At 72.8% G+C, this 18,169-nt stretch carries 15 protein-coding genes, 1 tRNA gene and 1 pseudogene; 9 read left to right on the top strand and 8 right to left on the bottom strand.

Annotated elements, in window-relative coordinates; genetic code table 11:
- Positions 1–5: 5 nt before the first annotated feature.
- Complete coding sequence (locus tag AC0666_RS13425; protein ID WP_468967581.1) at positions 6–1,184, bottom strand: ADP-ribosylglycohydrolase family protein; 1,179 nt, start codon at positions 1,182–1,184, stop codon at positions 6–8.
- Positions 1,185–2,476: 1,292 nt separating this feature from the next.
- A complete protein-coding gene (locus AC0666_RS13420; protein WP_468584821.1) occupies positions 2,477–3,463 on the bottom strand; it encodes an ADP-ribosylglycohydrolase family protein in 987 nt (328 codons plus the stop codon).
- A 249-nt stretch (positions 3,464–3,712) separates the two neighbouring features.
- On the opposite strand from AC0666_RS13420, the gene AC0666_RS13415 reads away from it, so the two are divergent.
- The 5 genes from AC0666_RS13415 to AC0666_RS13395 all read left to right on the top strand — a co-directional run bounded on the left by AC0666_RS13415 (position 3,713) and on the right by AC0666_RS13395 (position 12,117).
- A complete protein-coding gene (locus tag AC0666_RS13415; protein WP_468584819.1) occupies positions 3,713–4,444 on the top strand; it encodes a VIT1/CCC1 transporter family protein in 732 nt (243 codons plus the stop codon).
- A 413-nt stretch (positions 4,445–4,857) separates the two neighbouring features.
- Positions 4,858–9,423: a glutamate synthase large subunit gene (gene gltB, locus AC0666_RS13410; RefSeq protein WP_478707700.1), complete on the top strand. Its 4,566-nt coding sequence runs from the start codon at positions 4,858–4,860 to the stop codon at positions 9,421–9,423.
- Positions 9,416–10,876, top strand: a complete 1,461-nt coding sequence (locus AC0666_RS13405) for a glutamate synthase subunit beta (RefSeq protein ID WP_361724159.1) — start codon at positions 9,416–9,418, stop codon at positions 10,874–10,876. The genes gltB and AC0666_RS13405 overlap by 8 nt, the downstream gene beginning before the upstream one ends.
- Positions 10,877–11,095: 219 nt before the next feature.
- Positions 11,096–11,932: a helix-turn-helix domain-containing protein gene (locus AC0666_RS13400; RefSeq protein WP_478707611.1), complete on the top strand. Its 837-nt coding sequence runs from the start codon at positions 11,096–11,098 to the stop codon at positions 11,930–11,932.
- Positions 11,917–12,117, top strand: coding sequence for a DUF397 domain-containing protein (locus AC0666_RS13395; protein ID WP_468966983.1), 201 nt, complete (start codon positions 11,917–11,919; stop codon positions 12,115–12,117). The genes AC0666_RS13400 and AC0666_RS13395 overlap by 16 nt, the downstream gene beginning before the upstream one ends.
- Here AC0666_RS13395 and AC0666_RS13390 read toward each other — a convergent pair.
- Positions 12,089–12,647, bottom strand: a pseudogene (locus AC0666_RS13390) (UTRA domain-containing protein). The gene AC0666_RS13395 and the pseudogene AC0666_RS13390 overlap by 29 nt on opposite strands.
- A gap of 146 nt (positions 12,648–12,793) precedes the next feature.
- Positions 12,794–13,219, bottom strand: a complete 426-nt coding sequence (locus AC0666_RS13385; RefSeq protein ID WP_468966981.1) for a hypothetical protein — start codon at positions 13,217–13,219, stop codon at positions 12,794–12,796.
- 196 nt (positions 13,220–13,415) lie between these two features.
- Here AC0666_RS13385 and AC0666_RS13380 point away from each other — a divergent pair, with 196 nt between their 5' ends.
- Positions 13,416–14,717 carry a DUF1906 domain-containing protein gene (locus AC0666_RS13380; protein WP_478707610.1) on the top strand — a complete coding sequence of 434 codons (1,302 nt, stop codon included), beginning with the start codon at positions 13,416–13,418 and terminating at the stop codon, positions 14,715–14,717.
- On the opposite strand, the gene AC0666_RS13375 is transcribed toward AC0666_RS13380, so the two are convergent.
- Genes AC0666_RS13375 through AC0666_RS13365 form a run of 3 tightly spaced genes read right to left on the bottom strand, consistent with a single transcriptional unit; the run spans position 14,710 to position 16,637 of the window.
- Positions 14,710–15,219 (bottom strand): pyridoxamine 5'-phosphate oxidase family protein, encoded by a 510-nt coding sequence (locus AC0666_RS13375; RefSeq protein ID WP_468966975.1) that lies wholly within the window; start codon positions 15,217–15,219, stop codon positions 14,710–14,712. The genes AC0666_RS13380 and AC0666_RS13375 overlap by 8 nt on opposite strands.
- Positions 15,220–15,255: 36 nt before the next feature.
- Positions 15,256–15,984, bottom strand: a complete 729-nt coding sequence (locus AC0666_RS13370; RefSeq protein WP_478707609.1) for a VWA domain-containing protein — start codon at positions 15,982–15,984, stop codon at positions 15,256–15,258.
- Positions 15,981–16,637 carry a helix-turn-helix transcriptional regulator gene (locus AC0666_RS13365; RefSeq protein WP_468966970.1) on the bottom strand — a complete coding sequence of 219 codons (657 nt, stop codon included), beginning with the start codon at positions 16,635–16,637 and terminating at the stop codon, positions 15,981–15,983. Before AC0666_RS13365 ends, AC0666_RS13370 begins: the two co-directional genes overlap by 4 nt.
- A gap of 104 nt (positions 16,638–16,741) precedes the next feature.
- On the opposite strand from AC0666_RS13365, the gene AC0666_RS13360 reads away from it, so the two are divergent.
- Complete coding sequence (locus AC0666_RS13360; RefSeq protein WP_468966967.1) at positions 16,742–17,470, top strand: SDR family NAD(P)-dependent oxidoreductase; 729 nt, start codon at positions 16,742–16,744, stop codon at positions 17,468–17,470.
- A 16-nt stretch (positions 17,471–17,486) separates the two neighbouring features.
- Here AC0666_RS13360 and AC0666_RS13355 read toward each other — a convergent pair.
- Positions 17,487–17,559: transfer RNA gene (locus AC0666_RS13355), tRNA-Ala, on the bottom strand.
- Positions 17,560–17,594: 35 nt separating this feature from the next.
- Between AC0666_RS13355 and AC0666_RS13350 the strand changes: the two genes are divergently transcribed.
- Together AC0666_RS13350 and AC0666_RS13345 are read left to right on the top strand one after the other, a co-directional pair.
- Entirely contained in the window at positions 17,595–17,756 is a 162-nt protein-coding gene (locus tag AC0666_RS13350) for a hypothetical protein (protein WP_468966964.1), read from the top strand.
- A gap of 51 nt (positions 17,757–17,807) precedes the next feature.
- Positions 17,808–18,167 carry a hypothetical protein gene (locus AC0666_RS13345; RefSeq protein ID WP_468966961.1) on the top strand — a complete coding sequence of 120 codons (360 nt, stop codon included), beginning with the start codon at positions 17,808–17,810 and terminating at the stop codon, positions 18,165–18,167.
- Positions 18,168–18,169: the final 2 nt, after the last annotated feature.

Genomic DNA, 18,169 nt, shown 5'->3' with positions numbered 1-18,169 from the left:
CCGAATCATCCCTTGAAGGAGGTGAGTTCCGTACGAGCGAGCAGCGCGGCGAGTTCGACGAGGTCGGTGCCGGCGAGGCGGGGGAGGGCGCAGCCGGAGAGCCTGCGGCAGGCCTTGCGCCAGGCGGCGGGCAGGGAGTCGCCTCCGCCGAGGGCGCCGGTGAGCGCGCCGGCGAGGGCGGGGGCGGAGTCCGCGACCCGCGACAGGCAGGCGGCGGCCGGGACGGCCTCGACGACCCGGCCGCGGGCGGCCGTCGCGAGGGCCAGGGCGACGGGGACGGTCTCGGCCGCGGCGATGCCGTAGCTGTAGACGTGGTCCACGATCTCGTGTTCGAGGGTGGGGACGATGGCGAACGCGCCGTCACCGTCGGTGTGGGCGCGGGCGAGTTTGACGGCGTGGCGGGCGTTGCGGCCGATCTCGGTGGCCTCGGGGAGCTGGCCGAGGGCGGCGTCGACGGCGGTGTCGGTGTCGGCGCCGGCGAGGGCGGCCGCGATGGCGGCGGCCATGGCGCGGGCGCCGTGGACGCCGTCGCCGTCCTGGGTGTAGCGGGCGTCGAACTCGGCGAGGGCCGCCGCGGCGGCCGGGTCCCCGGGGTGCACGACGGCGAGGACGCAGGCGCGTACGCAGGCGGCGTCGTCGAAGTAGTGCGGGTTGTCGTGGCCGGTGGCGGGCGGGCGCAGACCGGCGGCGAGGTTGCCGAGGCCGGCCCGTACGGAGATCCGGGCGCGCAGGGGCAGTACGGCGGACTCGACCTCGGGGGCGCGTTCGGCCGCGGCGGCGACCTCGCTGGCCAGGGCGTTCCAGGCGAGGTCGATGGCGGCCCGCATCCGACGGGACCGGGACAGGTCGCTGAGCAGGACCCCGGCGGCGGTCAGGACGGACTCGGCGGCGAAGGCGGCCCATTCGGCGTCGTCGGAGGGACCGAGGCGCAGGGGCTCGGGGGGTTGGTTGAGGGCGATGGGGACGGGGAGGGTGGTGGTGGCGTTCTGCTCGGCGAAGGTGTCGAGCTCGCGGGTGAGCCGGCGGGTCCAGTCGGGCATCCGGGCGGCCCGGTGCCGGGCGGCGGGCCACCCGGCGGCGTCGCCTGCGGCGAGCCCGAGGAGCAGTCCCTCGATCCGCCGGGCCCCTGCGGGGGGCGCTGCGGCGGTACGGACCCGCGCCGGGAGTTCCCGGCCGCCGGACACCCCGTCGCCGCCCCCCCTCGCGGGCCCGGGCACCTGCTCGATGGCCGGCCCGCCCCCGGCACGCTCTCCCGCGGCATCCCCGACGCTGTCCTCACCTTTCGCGGGCCCGGGCACCTGCTCCGGAGCCGGCCGGGCGCGGCCGCCGGCGGCACGGCCCTCGGCGGTGGGAGCCGCGGGGAGTGCCGCCTTTACGGGGGCACCGAGGGCCGCCCCGTCCCGGGCGTCGGCGACGCCCTCGCCCCCGCGGGCCGTCCACCGGCTCCCGGCTGCTCCGAACACCACGCGGCCCACCGGTTCGGGCTCCGCCGGGACGGCGTCGGGCCCGGGCGTCGGGTGCAGGCTCGGGGAGGCCCGGCCGACGGGGTGGGATGCCGGCGCCGGCGGGGTACGAACCCCCGCCCCGACACCCCACCCCGCAGCTCGGCTGCCCGCGCCCCCGGTGCCCAGGCCGCCACCCCGCCGGGCCTCCCCCTCGCCGGCTCCCTCCCCAGGCGCCCCACCCCCACCCGGGTCGGCCTCCACCAGGCCACCCCCGGGCTCCGCGAACCCTGCCCCCGGTCCGGGCTCTGCCAGGCCCACGGTCCAGGAGGACTTCAGCGGGCCGCCCGCCGGGGCGTGCTCCGCCAACCCCTTGGTCGGAGCCGGCTTCGGCTGCGCCGCAGGCCGGCCCGGGCCGGGCTCCGCCGGGCTCCCCGTCGTGCCGGGCTCCGCGAGACCTCCAGCCGAGTCGGCCACCGCCGCACCCTCCCCCGAACCCGGCTCCGCCGGCCCCCCACCGGGGGCCCGCTCGGTCAAGACCCCGGCCGCGGCAGGCTCCGCCAGGTCTCCCACCGGGCTGGGCATCGCCGGCGCTGCCCCCGGGCCGAACTCCGTCAGGTCCGCTGCCCAGGCGGGCTTCGGCGGGCCGTCCGCCGGGGCGTGCTCCGCCAACTCCCCACCGGGGCCAGGCTCCGCCGGCCGTCCACCGGGGGCCAGCTCGGTCAAGACCCCACCGGAGGCAGCCTCCGCCAGCCCCACCGCCGGGCCGGGCCCCGCCGCGCCCCCGCCCGGGCCGGGCTCCGCCAGCCCTGCCGCCGGGCCGGGTTCCGCCAGCTCTGCCGCCGGGCCGGGTTCCGCCAGCTCTGCCGCCGGGCCGGGTTCCGCCGCGCGCCCGCCCAGGCCGGTCCCCGCCGCGCCACCGCCCAGGCCGGGCTCCGCCAGTCCTCCCGCCGGGCCGGGTTCCGCCGCGTGCCCGCCCCGGGCGGGCTTCGCCGGCTTGTCGGGCGGGGGTGGGGGCGGGGTGGGGGTCGCCTTCATCGGGGGGGCTCGGATTCCGGGGTGAGGAGGTCCGCGATGTCCAGGACGTGGTAGCCGCGCATCGAGGGGAGGCAGCTGCCCCGTACCGGTCCGATCGCCGAGGACCAGGCGGCGGGGATCGCGGCGGCGCCCGAGAGGGCTCCGGCCAGGGAGCCCGCCACCGCCGCCGTGGTGTCGGCGTCGCGGCCCATGTTGACCGCCGTCAGGACCGACCCGGCGAAGTCCCCGCCGGCCGCGGCGAACGCTCCGAACGCCAGGCCCACCGCCTCCGGCGCCAGGTCCGTCCACGGGTAGCCGCCGATCACCACCGCGGAGCGCACCGCCCGTTCGCCGCGCGGGGCGGCCGTGACGGCACGGCGCAGGGAGCGGGCCGTCCAGGAGTCCGAGGGGATGACCGACAGGGCCGCCGACACGACGGAGGCCGGCGATCCGCCGGCCATCGCCGCCGCGACGCCCGCGGCCACCGCCTGGCCGCCGTAGATGCCCTCCCCGTCGTGGCTCACGGTGCCGTCGATCGCGACCAGCCGCGCCGCCTCCGCGGGGCGGCCCGCCGCGAACACCCCGAACGGGGCCGCCCGCATCGCCAGCCCGTCCGACCACGCGTGCCGGTGCTGCGCCGAGATGGGGGCCGCGAGGCCGCGGCGGAGGTTCTCCAGGGTGCCGCGCTCGCTGAAGCCGGCCCCGCGGAACGGGCCCTCGTCGAGGTCGGCGATCCAGTGGTGCCAGGCCCGTTCCACATGGGACACGGTGAGCGCCGACCCGTGGCGCGCCAGCAGCAGCCCCGAGAAGATCGCGTACTCGGTGTCGTCGGTGCCGGCCGGGTCCTGCGAGACGAAGCCCTCGATGCGGCCCCATCTCGCCCGGATCTCCGACGGCTTCATGTTCTCGGCCGGGGCGCCCAGCGCGTCGCCCACCGCGAGCCCGAGAAGAGCGCCCCGGGCCCGTTCGAGGAGGACCTGCGGATTGCATGCGATCAGCTCCATGGCGGCGGCGCCTCTCCACTTGATGGCCTCATCGTGAGCCCTTGGGGGATTTGTGCCACGGCACGTGGTTTGTCGGTCGCCGCGAAACACCCCGCCCGCACCCCCGTCACCCGGTCGCCGACCCCCAAATCCCCAGGTAAGTACGGCCTTCCTTGCTGGCGGGCAAGAAAAATCGTGCGTAGTTTCGAGGTGGCAGGGGGAGTAGGACGCTTCGCAGCGCCCGTCCGTACAAAAGGGGAGATACGCCGCATGTCCATCATCGACATCGAAGCACCGCTGCACACCGCACACCGCGACAACCACACCCACCGCGACGTCAACGGTGGATGGCTGCGGCCGGCCGTCTTCGGTGCCATGGACGGGCTCGTCTCCAACCTGGCCCTGATGACCGGCGTGGCCGGCGGCGCCGTCGCCCCGCAGACCATCGTGATCACCGGCCTCGCGGGCCTGGCGGCCGGCGCCTTCTCGATGGCGGCCGGCGAGTACACCTCGGTCGCCTCGCAGCGCGAGCTGGTCCTCGCCGAACTCGACATAGAGCGCCAGCAGCTGCGCAAGCACCCGGTGGACGAGATGGAGGAGCTCGCCGAGCTCTACGTCTCCCGCGGCGTCGAGCCCGCGCTGGCCCGCGAGGTGGCGATGCAGCTGTCCCGCGACCCCGAGCAGGCGCTGGAGATCCACGCCCGCGAGGAGCTCGGCATCGACCCCGACGACCTGCCGTCGCCGATGGTGGCCGCCGTCTCCTCCTTCGGCTCCTTCGCGCTGGGTGCGCTGGTCCCCGTACTGCCGTACCTGCTCGGTGCCACGTCCCTGTGGCCCGCGGTGCTGCTCGCCCTGCTCGGCCTCTTCGCCTGCGGGGCGGTCGTCTCCCGGGTCACCGCCCGGTCCTGGTGGTACAGCGGCCTGCGCCAGCTGCTGCTGGGCGGTGCGGCCGCCGGTGTGACGTACGTCCTGGGAACCTGGATCGGCGGAGCCGTAGGCTGACCGGGCCCGGATGAGGCACTATGCAGTGGGCTACATAAGTAATCCATTACCCTGCGGTTTCAGGCCCGTGTCCGCCGGGCATCAGACGAGGGCGCTGCGGGGCAACGATGCCTCCACACCACGTCGGGACCTTCGCCCCGTGATGTGCTTCTGCATCCTCTGCTGAATCCCTGAACCTTTGTGAAGGTCCCTCTTCTCTGCTCGCTCCGCTTCTCTCCGCTGCGGGCAGTGTCCGCATGGTGAAACGGCATATCCGGTTCTCGGGATTGCGGTCATCATGTAACCTGCACGAAATTTCGCAGAGGGCCAACGTCGTCCCTCGGCTGTCAAATGCCACGACGACGACGGGAGAGCCGATGCGTTCCGCATCCACGCACTCCGCGACCGGCCCGAGCACCACCGCCTGGTCGCCCATGGACGGTCGCCCCGCCCAGCAGGGCATGTACGACCCGCGCAACGAGCACGACGCCTGCGGCGTCGGCTTTGTGGCCAACCTCAGCGGCGAGGCCAGCCACACGCTGGTCGAGCAGGCGCTGACCGTACTGCGGAACCTTGAGCACCGCGGCGCCACCGGATCCGAGCCGGACTCGGGCGACGGCGCCGGAATCCTCTCCCAGGTCCCGGACGCCTTCCTGCGCGAGGTGGCCGGATTCGAACTCCCCGAGGCCGGCGCCTACGCCGTCGGCATCGCCTTCCTCCCCGCCGACGGCACCGCACAGGCCGTCGCCGTGGAGCAGATCGAGGCCATCGCCGCCGAGGAGAACCTCACGGTCCTGGGCTGGCGCGAGGTCCCGGTCACCCCGGACCTGCTCGGCAACGGCGCCCGCGCCACCATGCCGGCCTTCTCCCAGCTGTTCGTCAGTGGGGGCACCTCCCGGACGGAGTCTGGGGGAGGCTGCACCGGCATCGAGCTCGACCGCAAGGCCTTCGTGCTGCGCAAGCGCGCCGAGCGCGAGGCCGGGGTCTACTTCCCGTCGCTCTCCGCCCGCACCATCGTCTACAAGGGCATGCTGACCACCGGCCAGCTGGAGCCCTTCTTCCCGGACCTCTCCGACCGCCGCTTCGCCTCGACGCTGGCCCTGGTCCACTCGCGGTTCTCCACGAACACCTTCCCGTCCTGGCCGCTGGCCCACCCGTACCGCTTCGTCGCGCACAACGGCGAGATCAACACGGTCAAGGGCAACCGGAACTGGATGAAGGCCCGCGAGTCCCAGCTGGCCTCCGAGGCCTTCGGCGAGGGCGCGCTCGACCGGATCTTCCCGATCTGCACCCCGGACGCCTCCGACTCGGCCTCCTTCGACGAGGTCCTGGAGCTGCTCCACCTCGGCGGCCGCTCGCTGCCCCACAGCGTGCTGATGATGATCCCGGAGGCGTGGGAGAACCACACCTCCATGGACCCGGCGCGCCGCGCGTTCTACCAGTACCACTCCACGCTGATGGAGCCCTGGGACGGTCCGGCCTGCGTCACCTTCACCGACGGCACCCAGGTCGGCGCGGTCCTCGACCGCAACGGTCTGCGCCCCGGCCGGTACTGGGTCACCGACGACGGCCTCGTCGTCCTCGGCTCCGAGGTCGGCGTGCTCGACATCGACCCGGCCAAGGTCGTCCGCAAGGGCCGCCTCCAGCCGGGCAAGATGTTCCTCGTCGACACCGCCCAGAAGCGGATCATCGAGGACGACGAGATCAAGGCCGGGCTGGCCGCCGCGGCGCCGTACGCCGAGTGGCTCGAAAGCGGCGAGATCGAGCTGACGGACCTGCCCGAGCGCGAGCACATCGTGCACACCCACGCCTCGGTCACCCGCCGCCAGCAGACCTTCGGCTACACCGAGGAAGAGCTGCGCGTCATCCTCGCGCCGATGGCCCGCACCGGCGGCGAGCCGCTCGGCTCCATGGGCACGGACTCCCCGATCGCGGCCCTCTCCGAGCGCCCCCGGCTGCTGTTCGACTACTTCACGCAGCTGTTCGCGCAGGTCACCAACCCGCCGCTGGACGCCATCCGCGAGGAGCTCGTCACCTCGCTGCTGTCCTCGCTGGGCCCGCAGGGCAACCTGCTGGAGCCGACCGCCGCGTCCTGCCGCAGCGTCACCCTGCCGTTCCCGGTGATCGACAACGACGAGCTGGCCAAGCTCATCCACATCAACCACGACGGCGACATGCCGGGCATGAAGGCCGCCACCCTGTCGGGCCTGTACCGGGTCTCCGGCGGCGGCGAGGCCCTCGCCGCCCGTATCGAGGAGATCCGCGCCGAGGCCGACGCGGCCATCGCGAACGGCGCCCGCCTGATCGTCCTCTCCGACCGCCACTCGGACGCCGAGCACGCGCCGATCCCGTCGCTGCTGCTCACCTCCGCCGTGCACCACCACCTCATCGCCACCAAGCAGCGCACCCAGGTGGGCCTGCTCGTCGAGGCCGGCGACGTCCGCGAGGTGCACCACGTCGCGCTGCTCATCGGCTACGGCGCCGCCGCCGTGAACCCGTACCTGGCCATGGAGTCCGTCGAGGACCTCCTGCGCGCCGGAACCTTCCTGTCCGGCCTGGAGCCGGAGCAGGCCATCAAGAACCTGATCTACGCCCTCGGCAAGGGCGTCCTGAAGGTCATGTCCAAGATGGGCATCTCGACCGTCGCCTCCTACCGCGGCGCCCAGGTCTTCGAGGCCGTCGGCCTGAACGACGAGTTCGTCGGCACGTACTTCCAGGGCACCGCCACCAAGATCGGCGGCGCCGGCCTGGACGTCATCGCCCAGGAAGTGGCCGCCCGCCACGCCAAGGCGTACCCGGCCTCCGGCATCGCGGCCACGCACCGCGCGCTGGACATCGGCGGCGAGTACCAGTGGCGCCGCGAGGGCGAGCCGCACCTGTTCGACCCGGAGACGGTCTTCCGCCTCCAGCACGCCACCCGCAACCGCCGGTACGACATCTTCAAGAAGTACACGGACCGGGTGAACGAGCAGTCCGAGCGCCTGATGACGCTCCGCGGCCTGTTCGGCTTCAAGAGCGACCGCCCGGCCATCTCCGTGGACGAGGTCGAGCCGGTCTCCGAGATCGTCAAGCGCTTCTCCACCGGCGCCATGTCGTACGGCTCCATCTCCAAGGAGGCGCACGAGACCCTCGCCATCGCCATGAACCAGCTGGGCGGCAAGTCCAACACCGGTGAGGGCGGCGAGGACCCGGACCGCCTGTACGACCCGGCGCGCCGCTCGTCGATCAAGCAGGTCGCCTCCGGCCGCTTCGGCGTCACCAGCGAGTACCTCGTCAACGCGGACGACATCCAGATCAAGATGGCGCAGGGCGCCAAGCCCGGCGAGGGCGGCCAGCTGCCCGGCCACAAGGTCTACCCGTGGGTCGCCAAGACCCGGCACTCCACCCCGGGTGTCGGCCTGATCTCGCCGCCGCCGCACCACGACATCTACTCCATCGAGGACCTGGCTCAGCTGATCCACGACCTCAAGAACGCCAACCCGGCCGCCCGCATCCACGTGAAGCTGGTGTCCGAGGTCGGTGTCGGCACCGTCGCCGCCGGTGTCTCCAAGGCCCACGCGGACGTCGTGCTCATCTCCGGCCACGACGGCGGTACGGGCGCCTCCCCGCTCACCTCGCTCAAGCACGCGGGCGGCCCCTGGGAGCTCGGCCTCGCCGAGACCCAGCAGACCCTGCTGCTCAACGGGCTGCGCGACCGCATCGTGGTCCAGACGGACGGCCAGCTCAAGACCGGCCGCGACGTCGTCATCGCCGCGCTGCTCGGCGCCGAGGAGTTCGGTTTCGCCACCGCGCCGCTCGTCGTCTCCGGCTGCATCATGATGCGCGTCTGCCACCTGGACACCTGCCCGGTGGGCGTCGCCACCCAGAACCCGGTGCTGCGCGAGCGCTTCTCCGGCAAGCCCGAGTTCGTCGTCAACTTCTTCGAGTTCATCGCGGAGGAGGTGCGCGAGCTCCTCGCCGAGCTCGGCTTCCGCAGCATCGAGGAGGCCGTCGGCCACGCCGAACTCCTCGACACCACCCAGGCCGTCACCCACTGGAAGGCGCAGGGCCTGGACCTGGAGCCCCTCTTCCACGTGCCGGCGCTGCCCGAGGGCGCGGTCCGCCACGCCCTGATCGAGCAGGACCACGGTCTGCAGAAGGCCCTCGACAACGAGCTGATCGAGCTCGCGGCCGAGGCCCTGAACGCGCCGAGCGCCGAGGCCGCCCAGCCGGTCCGCGCGCAGGTCCCGATCCGCAACATCAACCGGACCGTCGGCACCATGCTCGGCTACGAGGTCACCAAGCGGTTCGGCGGTGCGGGCCTGCCCGACAACACCATCGACCTGACCTTCACCGGTTCGGCCGGCCAGTCCTTCGGCGCCTTCCTGCCGAAGGGCATCACCCTCCGCCTGGAGGGCGACGCCAACGACTACGTCGGCAAGGGTCTGTCGGGCGGCCGGATCCTGGTCCGCCCCGACCGCGGCGCCGACCACCTCGCCGAGTACTCGACCATCGCCGGCAACACCATCGGCTACGGCGCCACCGGCGGCGAGATGTTCCTGCGCGGCCGCACCGGCGAGCGCTTCTGCGTCCGCAACTCGGGCGCCCTGGTCGTCTCGGAGGGCGTGGGCGACCACGGCTGCGAGTACATGACCGGCGGCACCGCCGTCGTCCTCGGCGAGACGGGCCGCAACTTCGCGGCCGGCATGTCGGGCGGCATCGCGTACGTCGTCGACCTCGACCTGAACAACGTCAATGCCGGCAACGCGGGCGCCGTCGAGGCCCTGTCCGACGCCGACAAGCAGTGGCTGCACGATGTGGTGCGCCGCCACGAGGAGGAGACCGGCTCGACCGTGGCCGCGAAGCTCCTGGCTGACTGGTCCGTCTCGGCGGATCGCTTCAGCAAGATCATCCCGACCACGTACAAGGCAGTGCTCGCCGCCAAGGACGCCGCTGAGCTGGCCGGACTCTCGGAGTCCGAGACCACGGAGAAGATGATGGAGGCGGCGACCCATGGCTGACCCGAAGGGCTTCCTCACCACCCCGCGCGAGACCGCCTGTACCCGTCCGGTGGCCGAGCGGCTGAAGGACTGGAACGAGGTCTACGTCCCCGGCTCGCTGCTCCCGATCATCAGCAAGCAGGCCGGCCGCTGCATGGACTGCGGCATCCCGTTCTGCCACAACGGCTGCCCGCTCGGGAACCTGATCCCGGAGTGGAACGACTTCGCGTACCGCGAGGACTGGTCGGCCGCGTCCGAGCGCCTCCACGCGACGAACAACTTCCCGGAGTTCACCGGCCGCCTCTGCCCGGCGCCGTGCGAATCGGCGTGCGTGCTCGGCATCAACCAGCCCGCCGTCACGATCAAGAACGTCGAAGTCTCGATCATCGACACGGCCTGGGACAACGGCGACGTCACCCCGCAGGCCCCGGAGCGGCTGTCCGGCAAGACGGTCGCCGTGATCGGCTCCGGCCCCTCGGGCCTGGCCGCGGCCCAGCAGCTGACCCGGGCCGGGCACACGGTGGTGGTGTACGAGCGCGCCGACCGCGTCGGCGGTCTGCTGCGCTACGGCATCCCCGAGTTCAAGATGGAGAAGGTGCACATCAACCGCCGCATCGAGCAGATGCGGGCGGAGGGAACGAAGTTCCGCACCGGCATCGAGATCGGCCGCGACCTGACCGCGACGGACCTGCGCAAGCGGTTCGACGCGGTGGTCATCGCGGCGGGCGCCACGGTCTCCCGCGACCTGCCGGTCCCGGGCCGCGACCTCAAGGGCATCCACTTCGCCATGGAGTACCTGCCCCTGGCGAACAAGGTGCAGGAGGGCGACTTCGTCGCCCCGCCGATCACCGCCGAGGGCAAGCACGTCGTCGTCATCGGCGGCGGCGACACCGGCGCGGACTGCGTCGGCACCGCCCACCGCCAGGGCGCCCTGTCGGTGACGCAGCTGGAGATCATGCCGAGGCCGTCCGAGGACCGCCCCTCGGGCCAGCCCTGGCCGACGTTCCCCATGCTGTACAAGGTCACCTCCGCGCACGAGGAGGGCGGCGAGCGGGTCTACTCCGTCTCCACCACCCACTTCGAGGGCGACGAGGACGGCAACGTCCAGGCCCTGCACCTGGTCGAGGTCGAGTTCGTCGACGGCAAGCTGGTCCAGAAGGAGGGCACGGAGCGCACCATCCCGGCCCAGCTGGTCACCCTCGCCATGGGCTTCACCGGCACCGACCAGTCCAACGGCCTGGTCGACCAGTTCGGCCTGGAGCTCGACGCCCGCGGCAACATCGAGCGCGACGCCTCGTACGCCACCAACGTGGACGGCGTGTTCGTCGCGGGCGACGCGGGCCGCGGCCAGTCCCTGATCGTCTGGGCCATCGCCGAGGGCCGCTCCGCGGCCCGCGGCGTGGACCGCTACCTGACCGGCAGCAGCACCCTCCCGTACCCGGTCAAGCCGACGGACCGCGCCCTGACGGTCTGACCCGCAGTACCCGCAGGACCCCTCCCTCCCGGAGGACCCCTCATACGGACCGCACAACGGTGTGCGGACCCCCGACACAGCGCCCGTCATGTCCCCGACCAGGGATGACGGGCGCTGTGGCGTTGCGTAGTCGTATCAATGCGTTCCGCTGATCCTTCGGTGCGGTGGCGATTACGATTTTCGCGGAGCAAGGGCACTGCGGAAGCGGGGAGTTGGCTCATGGCCAAGCCGAACGATGAGGGTGGAGCGGAGACGCCGGATGAGTTCGCCCGCGAGGAACTGCGGGGAAGGCGCGAGGCGGCGGGGTTGACCCAGGAGGGGCTGGGCGAGCGGATCTTCGCCACGGGGGCGTACGTCGGGATGATGGAGAGCGGGCGGCGTCGACTGCGCCCTGAGATCGCAAAGCTCATCGACAGGGAGCTGAACACGGGGGACTACTTCTTCCGCCTGGCCAGGGCGTTCAAGTCCAAGCACAGCGAGTACTTCGCCGCCGCAGCCGAGTTGGAAGGCCTGGCGACGGCCACCTACGAGTACGCCTGCACGCTGGTTCCGGGGCTGCTTCAGACGGAGGACTATGCCCGGGCCGTGATCCGGGCCGCCAGCCCGACCGCGCTTGCCGAGCGTGTTGAAGCCCTGGTTGTGGCACGCATCGAACGGGCACGGCTCCTCGTCGATCCGGAGACCCCCGAGATGTGGGTAGTCCTGCACGAGTCGGTACTGCGGACAGCGGTCGGCGGACCTGCTGTGATGGCGGCCCAGTTGCGGCACATCGCTTCGTACGTCCGTGCCCACAGGATCACCGTGCAGGTCGTGCCGTTCGCAGCCGGGGCCCATGGGGCAGTGGGCTCGATGGTGCGCATCATGCAGTTCGCGGATGCGCCCGACGTGGCGTACACGGAGGGCCCCTACGCGGGGCAGCTGCTCGACTATCCGGCTCTGGTTCAGCGCTACTGGAGGTCATACGATCTTGCCAGGGCCGCTGCGCTGTCACCGGAGGTGTCCCTGACCTTGATCCAGTCGGTGGCGGAGGAGTACGCGACATGCGCGCAGACGTGAACGGCCTCTCCTGGCGAAAGTCCTCGTACAGCAATGGGGATGGCGGCGACTGCGTCGAGGTGTCCGATGACGTCCCAGGCATCATCCCCGTCCGGGACAGCAAGCTCGCGGGCGTCGGCCCGGTCTTGGTGTTCCCAGCCGCCGCGTGGACCCCGTTCATGCACGCTGTGAAGAGCCGAGACTGATCTCGTACCGCAACTGCTGCCGTCCGGCGGGCACGACCATCACGTCCGCCTGGAATGGGGCGGTCCACGCCGTCATAGGTGATGCGGGCAAGTTGAAGTACTGGTTCACGGGACGCCAGGCCCAGCTGCTCTCGCTCCTCGCAGCTGGGCATCCGCGCTGTCACGGCCTCGACGACCCTTACGCCGACGTGCCCCAGCTCCGCTAGCAGCGTCACGGCGCCGCCGCGAATCTTGGCCGTCCCGGCCAATGGCGTACCTGTGGCGATGTCGGCGGGGTAGTAGGTGTCGGTCAACTCGATTGGTCCATCGTCGAGTTCGCTGATCCTGCGACGGACCACGACCCGCGCTCCAACCTCCAGGCCGAGCATTCCGGCGACCTCGGGGAGAACGACGACCTCCCCGGCGTGGAGGATGCGCCGCCCGCCCCGGCGGCCTGCGGAGTCGGCTTCGCCGGTCCAAGCGTCCGCGCTCCCCGCGGCGCGCGGGGTCAGGTATGGCATCGACGTACTGGTCCACTCGGCGCCGCTCACGCTGCCTCCTGCGCATCCGCGACGAGTGCGTGGGCAAGTCGGCCCGCGCAGGCTTCAAGGTGGCGCACATCTGAGGCTGCGCCCGCGCCACAGCGCCCGTCATGTCCCCGACCAGGGATGACGGGCGCTGTGGCGTCCAGGGACGGTTATTCCGGCTGGATGACCGCGGTGCCCCAGCGTGTGGACGGGGACGAGGCCGTCACGGCGGCTACGAAGCCGCCGTGCAGGCCGGTGCCGAGGGGGACGGTGACGGTGGCCGGGGTGTCGGTCGGGCAGGTCAGGCTGAAGGGGGCGCGGGCCTCGGGCTCCTCGTCGAGGCGGAAGGTCACCTCGACGCTGCCGCCGCCCTCGCAGGCGACGGTGATCAGGGTGTCCAGGTGGGCGTTCAGGCCGCCCGAGACGAAGCCGCCCGAACCCGTCCACTCGGGTATCCACAGCACCCCGTCCGGCCCCGGATATCCGACCAGTTCACCCGCCGCGGCGGCCTGGGCCGGCCCCGCGGTCAGCGTCAGTACCGAGGCCATCGCCGCAGCCGTAACGAGCGCCTTGCCGGCGGTGTACGCGTGTTTCATGTTTCCCCCACGGTCGTCCTGCTCGGTGTCGGTGCCGGTCGCACGCGACGACCACCACGCTAACCACCGCCGCTGACAACGCCGCTGACCACCCGTGGGCTCCGTTCGCTCGTGCGGGTGATGCGCGGCGCCACCAGGGGCGCAGGGGGCGCGGCACCGTCCGATCGGGGGTCCCGGGGTCTGGTAACAGTGCCGCATGCCCTCCCGAATGATGTCGGCCTGTGTGCTCGGCGCCGCCCTGCTCGCGCCTGCCGCCGTCCCCGCCGCCGCCGACGGGACCACCGTCGACTACCACGGGCTGAGCCTCAGCCTCCCCGGCCACTGGCGGGTCGTGGACCTCGACCGCAATCCCGACGCCTGTCTGCGCCTCGACCTGCCCACGCTGTACCTCGGGCACGCCGGCACCCAGCGGGAATGCACCGGCCGGGCCGTGCGGACCCGCGCCGACACCCTGCACCTGGAGCCGCTCGAAGGGGCCCCGCCGCGCGCCGACATCCCGACCGTCGAGGTCGGCGCGGCGGCGGCGCTGCCCGAGGCACGCGGCGCGAGCAACGAGGTCCGCTACGCCCTGCGCCGCCCCGGGGTGATGGCCACGCTGTCGTACGGCACCATCCCCGACGGCGTACGGGAGGTACTGGCGCGGGCCACCGCCCGGGCCGCAGCGCACGGCGCCGTCGGCGTCCCCGCCGCAGCCGTGGCGCGGCCCCGCCCCCGTACCGGGCAGGAGCCCTTCACCGGCTACGGCTTCGACGCCTGCACCGCCCCGCCCCAGAGCGCCATGGACGCCTGGCGGGCCGCCTCCCCCTTCGGCGCGATCGGGATCTACATCGGCGGCCGGGCCCGCGCCTGCGCCCAGCCGCAGCTCACCGCCGCCTGGATCGGGCGGCAGGCCGAGGCGGGGTGGTACCTGATGCCGCTCTGGGTCGGCCCGCAGCCCTGGCACAGCTCCACCACCGGCCTGTCCCCCGACCCGTCCGAGGCCGACGACCAGGGCCGGGAGGCCGCCGACGGCGCAGTCGAGGTGGCCCGGGGCCTCGGTCTGGCCGAAGGCACCGTGCTCTACAACGACCTGGAGCACTACACGGACCGGCAGACCTGGGACCCGCCGGTCGTCGCCTACCTCACCGCCTGGACGGTCCGGCTGCACGAGCTCGGCTACCGCGCGGGCGCCTACACCTCCGCGAGCTCCGGCACCAAGGCGCTCAGCGCCCATCACGACCAGGCGCCCGAGGCCATGCCGGACGTCCTCTGGGTGGCCTTCTGGAACGACCGGGCCGCGGTCGCCGACGCCGACATGGGCCTGCCCGAGGGCACCCCGCAGTGGGCCGGCCGGCGCCGCGCCCACCAGTACCGCGGTGACCACGACGCCACGTACGGCGAGGTCACGATCACCATCGACCGCAGCTGGGTCGACATCGACCCCGCACCCGGCCCGCCCGGACAGGCCGGCCCGCCCGGTCGGCCCGCTCTGCCCGGCGTGCTCCGCGCGCTCAGCTAGCGGGCTCCTCCCGCGGCGGCTCGTCGTCGTTGCCGCGCCGGATGGTGCGCAGCCCGTGCTCCGGGGTCCAGGTGCGCACCACCAGCTCGTCACCGTCGATGCCGATGTGGACGACCTCGGTCAGGTCGGCGTGGAAGAGGTGGAAGGGGTGCGGGGTGTCCGTCTCCTCCGCGTACCGGTGCAGCTCGGGCGGGTCCAGCAGCTCGATCGCCCGCCCGGAGATCCGCACGTCCCCGTCGGGCATCTCCTCGCCCGCACCGGGGTTGGTGTGCAGCGCGAAGCGCGGGTCGCGCTGCAGGTCCCTGGCCTTCAGGGAGCCCGGCATCATGCCGAGCCACAGTTCGCCGCCGCGGATGTCGACATTCAGCCCCGCCAGCCGCGGGGAGCCGTCCTTGCGCAGGGTGGCCAGGACATGGTGCGGGTACTGCGCGAAGCGGGCCCGGACCGCCGCCGCGAATTCCGGTTCCTGTTGTTCGAATGCTGCCCAGTTGTTCGTGGTCATGCGTCCATCAAAGCGCCTGCCTGCGGCCGTCGCCGTTCAGACGCGCAAAATGCCGGCCTCGCGGGCCGCCGCCAGCCAGGACGGGAACTCCGAGACGAGCCGGTCGAACAGCACCCCGTCCGGCACCGCCCGCGGGTCGGGCCCGGCATGGAAGTACCCGGCGTTGTCCACCACACGGCTCTGCGGGACGGGCAGCTCGTCCAGCCGGCGCAGGAAGTCGAACTGCGTGCTGCGCATGTTCCCGAAGCCGACGAACTGCCAGAACAGCGGCAGCCGGGCCGCCTTGCACAGGTAGCGCTCCGCCGCGAGCCGGTTCACCGGACCACCGTCCGTCTGGAAGACGACCAGGGCGGGTTTGCCCGACCCGGAATCGAGATGGTGGTCGATCACCGCGTCCATCGCCGCGTGGTACGCCGTCTTGCCCATGTGGCCGAGCCGGGAGGCGATCTCCGCGACCCGCCCGGCGTGCCCGGCGAGGGGTATCTCCTCGACGGCGTCGATGTCGGTGGAGAAGAAGACCACCGGCACCCGGCCGTCGTCGTCCAGGTGCGCGGACAGGCCCAGCACGCGGTCCGCGAGCGCCTGCACGGTGCCGTCCCGGTAGTACGGACGCATCGACCCCGAATGGTCCAGGACCAGGTACACCCTCGCGCGGCCGCCTTCCAGACCGTGCTTGCGCAGCGAAATCCCCGCGCTCTTGTAGAGGTTCACGAGCGCCGGAGCGGTCGCTTCCATCGTGCGGAGGCCGATCGCGCTGCGCGTCATGGCCCCGAGGGTACGTCGGCGGTACCGGCGGCGCCATCGGCACCGGCGAGCCCGCCGACGCTGACGCCGCTGACATCGCCGAGGTCGCCGAGGCCGGCGATGTCGTCCAGCATGGCGGCGGCGAGGTCACGCTCGGAGGCGTAGTACCGCTCCGCCCACCTGAGGGCGAGCAGGGGGTGCGTCGCGCGGTCCGTCCCGTCCTCGGCGGCCACCAGATCGGCCGCCGCCCGCTCGCGCAAGCCCTCCGCGTACTCCCGCTGCCCCGCGAGGAGTTCGCGCAGTTGCTCCGGCTCCAGCAGGTGGCCCAGCCACAGCCGCAGCATCGGCCCGTGCTTGAGGACGGGCGGGTCGACGGGAGCCTCGCGGGCCCAGGACCGGACCGCGGCCAGGCCCTCGTCGGTGATCCGGTAGACCCGCTTGTCGCGGGTGCGGCCCTCCTCCGACACCCGCCGGGAGGAGGCGTAACCGGCCTTCTCCAGGCGCCTGAGCTCACCGTAGATCTGGCTGAAGGACGGGCTCCAGTAGAAGAACCCGAGCGAGCGGTCCGACCACTTCTTCAGGTCGTAGCCGGAGAGTTCCCGCCCGAAGGAGAGCAGGCCGAGCACCGCCCAGCCGGTCGCCGGGAGTGCGGGCCTGTCCGTGTCGTCTGCCACGCGCCGCAGTCTACGACCGGCCGCCCGGGCCGCCCCTCTTCCTCCCGCAGCCTCTGACTGCTAGGTATGTGCCTCTTAGGCATAGGGCGCTGGGAGGCCGGTCCATGACGTTCCCGCTCGACGGCAAGGTCGTCCTCATCACCGGCGCCGGACGCGGCCAGGGCGCCGCCGAGGCCCGGTTGTGCGCGCAGGCGGGGGCGCGGGTGGTCGTCACCGACGTACGGGAGGAAGAGGGCCGGGCGGTGGCCGCGGAACTCGGCGACCAAGGGCTGTACGTTCGGCACGACGTGGCCGACGCGGACAGCTGGGCGCAGGCCGTCCGCGTGGCCGTACGGGCCTTCGGGACCGTCTCGGCGCTCGTCAACAACGCGGCGTTGTGGCGCACGGCCCACGTCGAGCAGCAGCGGCCCGAGGAGTTCGAGCAGCTGCTGCGGGTCAACCTGCTCGGGCCGTTCCTGGGCATCCAGGCGGTGGCCCCGCTGCTGCGGGCGGCCGGGGGCGGCTCGATCGTGAACATCTCCTCCACGGCCGGCCTGGTCGGGATCCCGGGCCATGCGGCCTACGGCTCCACCAAGTTCGGCCTGCGCGGGCTGACCCGCTCGGCGGCGCTGGACCTGGCCGGGGACGGGATCCGGGTCAACTCGGTGCATCCGGGGGCCATCGACACCCCGATGATCTCCGCGGTGTCGGGCCAGGACTGGTCGCACGTCCCGCTGGGGCGGATGGGCCGCCCGCGGGAGGTGGCCGAGCTGGTGCTGTTCCTCTGCTCGGACGCGTCCTCGTACGTGACGGGCACGGAGTTCACGGTGGACGGCGGCATGACGGCCCGCTGAGCCGGGCCGAAAGGGGGCGGGGCGGCCGGATTCGAACCGGCGTCCTCCTCCATGCCGTGTAGGCGCACTACCTCTGTGCTACGACCCCGGATCGGGCGTCCTGCACGGCACCGAGGCCGAGTTCGTGCCCCGCTTCCTGATCGCGCTGTGCGCGGTGGGCGTCGCCGCACTGGGCAGCCGCGCCTGGGACGCCGAGCACCCCCTCTCGCCCTCGGGCGTGGCGGCGGCCCTGCTGCTGGTTCTTCAGACGGTGACGCTCACACGCCACGCCCGCCACGCCGCCTGAGCCGGAAACCCGCTGGCCGGACGGGGTGCACCGGGCCTAGGGTCGGCCTCCATGTTCCCCACGACGACGTCCTCCACGACCACGCTCTGGCGCCCGACGGGCCCGGTCGAGCTCGACCTCGTCCGCGCGCTCGACTGCCGCGCGTGGCCGCCGCGCCTGCCCGAGCAGCCGATCTTCTACCCCGTCCTGAACGAGGACTACGCGGTCCGCATCGCCCGCGACTGGAACGTCAAGCACGACGGCGCGGGCTTCGTGACGCGCTTCGAGGTCGACTCGGCGTTCCTGGCCCGCTACCCGGTCCGGCAGGCGGGCGGCGAGACGATCCTGGAGCTGTGGGTTCCGGCCGAGGAGTTGGAGGAGTTCAACGCGCACATCGTGGGACGCATCCAGGTGGTGCGGGAGTTCCGGTGAGA

It is taken from the genome of Streptomyces sp. NPDC043680 (assembly GCF_056436685.1).
Note: the sequence above shows the minus strand (reverse complement) of the source record. Positions and strands in the feature narration are given on the sequence as shown.

Bases quoted from the DNA above. Each gene is read 5' to 3' on its own strand.
- AC0666_RS13420 (WP_468584821.1), bottom strand. From the start codon at position 3,463: ATGGAGCTGATCGCATGCAATCCGCAGGTCCTCCTCGAACGGGCCCGG.
- AC0666_RS13415 (WP_468584819.1), top strand. From the start codon at position 3,713: ATGTCCATCATCGACATCGAAGCACCGCTGCACACCGCACACCGCGAC.
- gltB (WP_478707700.1), top strand. From the start codon at position 4,858: ATGGACGGTCGCCCCGCCCAGCAGGGCATGTACGACCCGCGCAACGAG.
- AC0666_RS13405 (WP_361724159.1), top strand. From the start codon at position 9,416: ATGGCTGACCCGAAGGGCTTCCTCACCACCCCGCGCGAGACCGCCTGT.
- AC0666_RS13400 (WP_478707611.1), top strand. From the start codon at position 11,096: ATGGCCAAGCCGAACGATGAGGGTGGAGCGGAGACGCCGGATGAGTTC.
- AC0666_RS13395 (WP_468966983.1), top strand. From the start codon at position 11,917: ATGCGCGCAGACGTGAACGGCCTCTCCTGGCGAAAGTCCTCGTACAGC.
- AC0666_RS13385 (WP_468966981.1), bottom strand. From the start codon at position 13,219: ATGAAACACGCGTACACCGCCGGCAAGGCGCTCGTTACGGCTGCGGCG.
- AC0666_RS13380 (WP_478707610.1), top strand. From the start codon at position 13,416: ATGCCCTCCCGAATGATGTCGGCCTGTGTGCTCGGCGCCGCCCTGCTC.
- AC0666_RS13375 (WP_468966975.1), bottom strand. From the start codon at position 15,219: ATGACCACGAACAACTGGGCAGCATTCGAACAACAGGAACCGGAATTC.
- AC0666_RS13370 (WP_478707609.1), bottom strand. From the start codon at position 15,984: ATGACGCGCAGCGCGATCGGCCTCCGCACGATGGAAGCGACCGCTCCG.
- AC0666_RS13360 (WP_468966967.1), top strand. From the start codon at position 16,742: ATGACGTTCCCGCTCGACGGCAAGGTCGTCCTCATCACCGGCGCCGGA.
- AC0666_RS13345 (WP_468966961.1), top strand. From the start codon at position 17,808: ATGTTCCCCACGACGACGTCCTCCACGACCACGCTCTGGCGCCCGACG.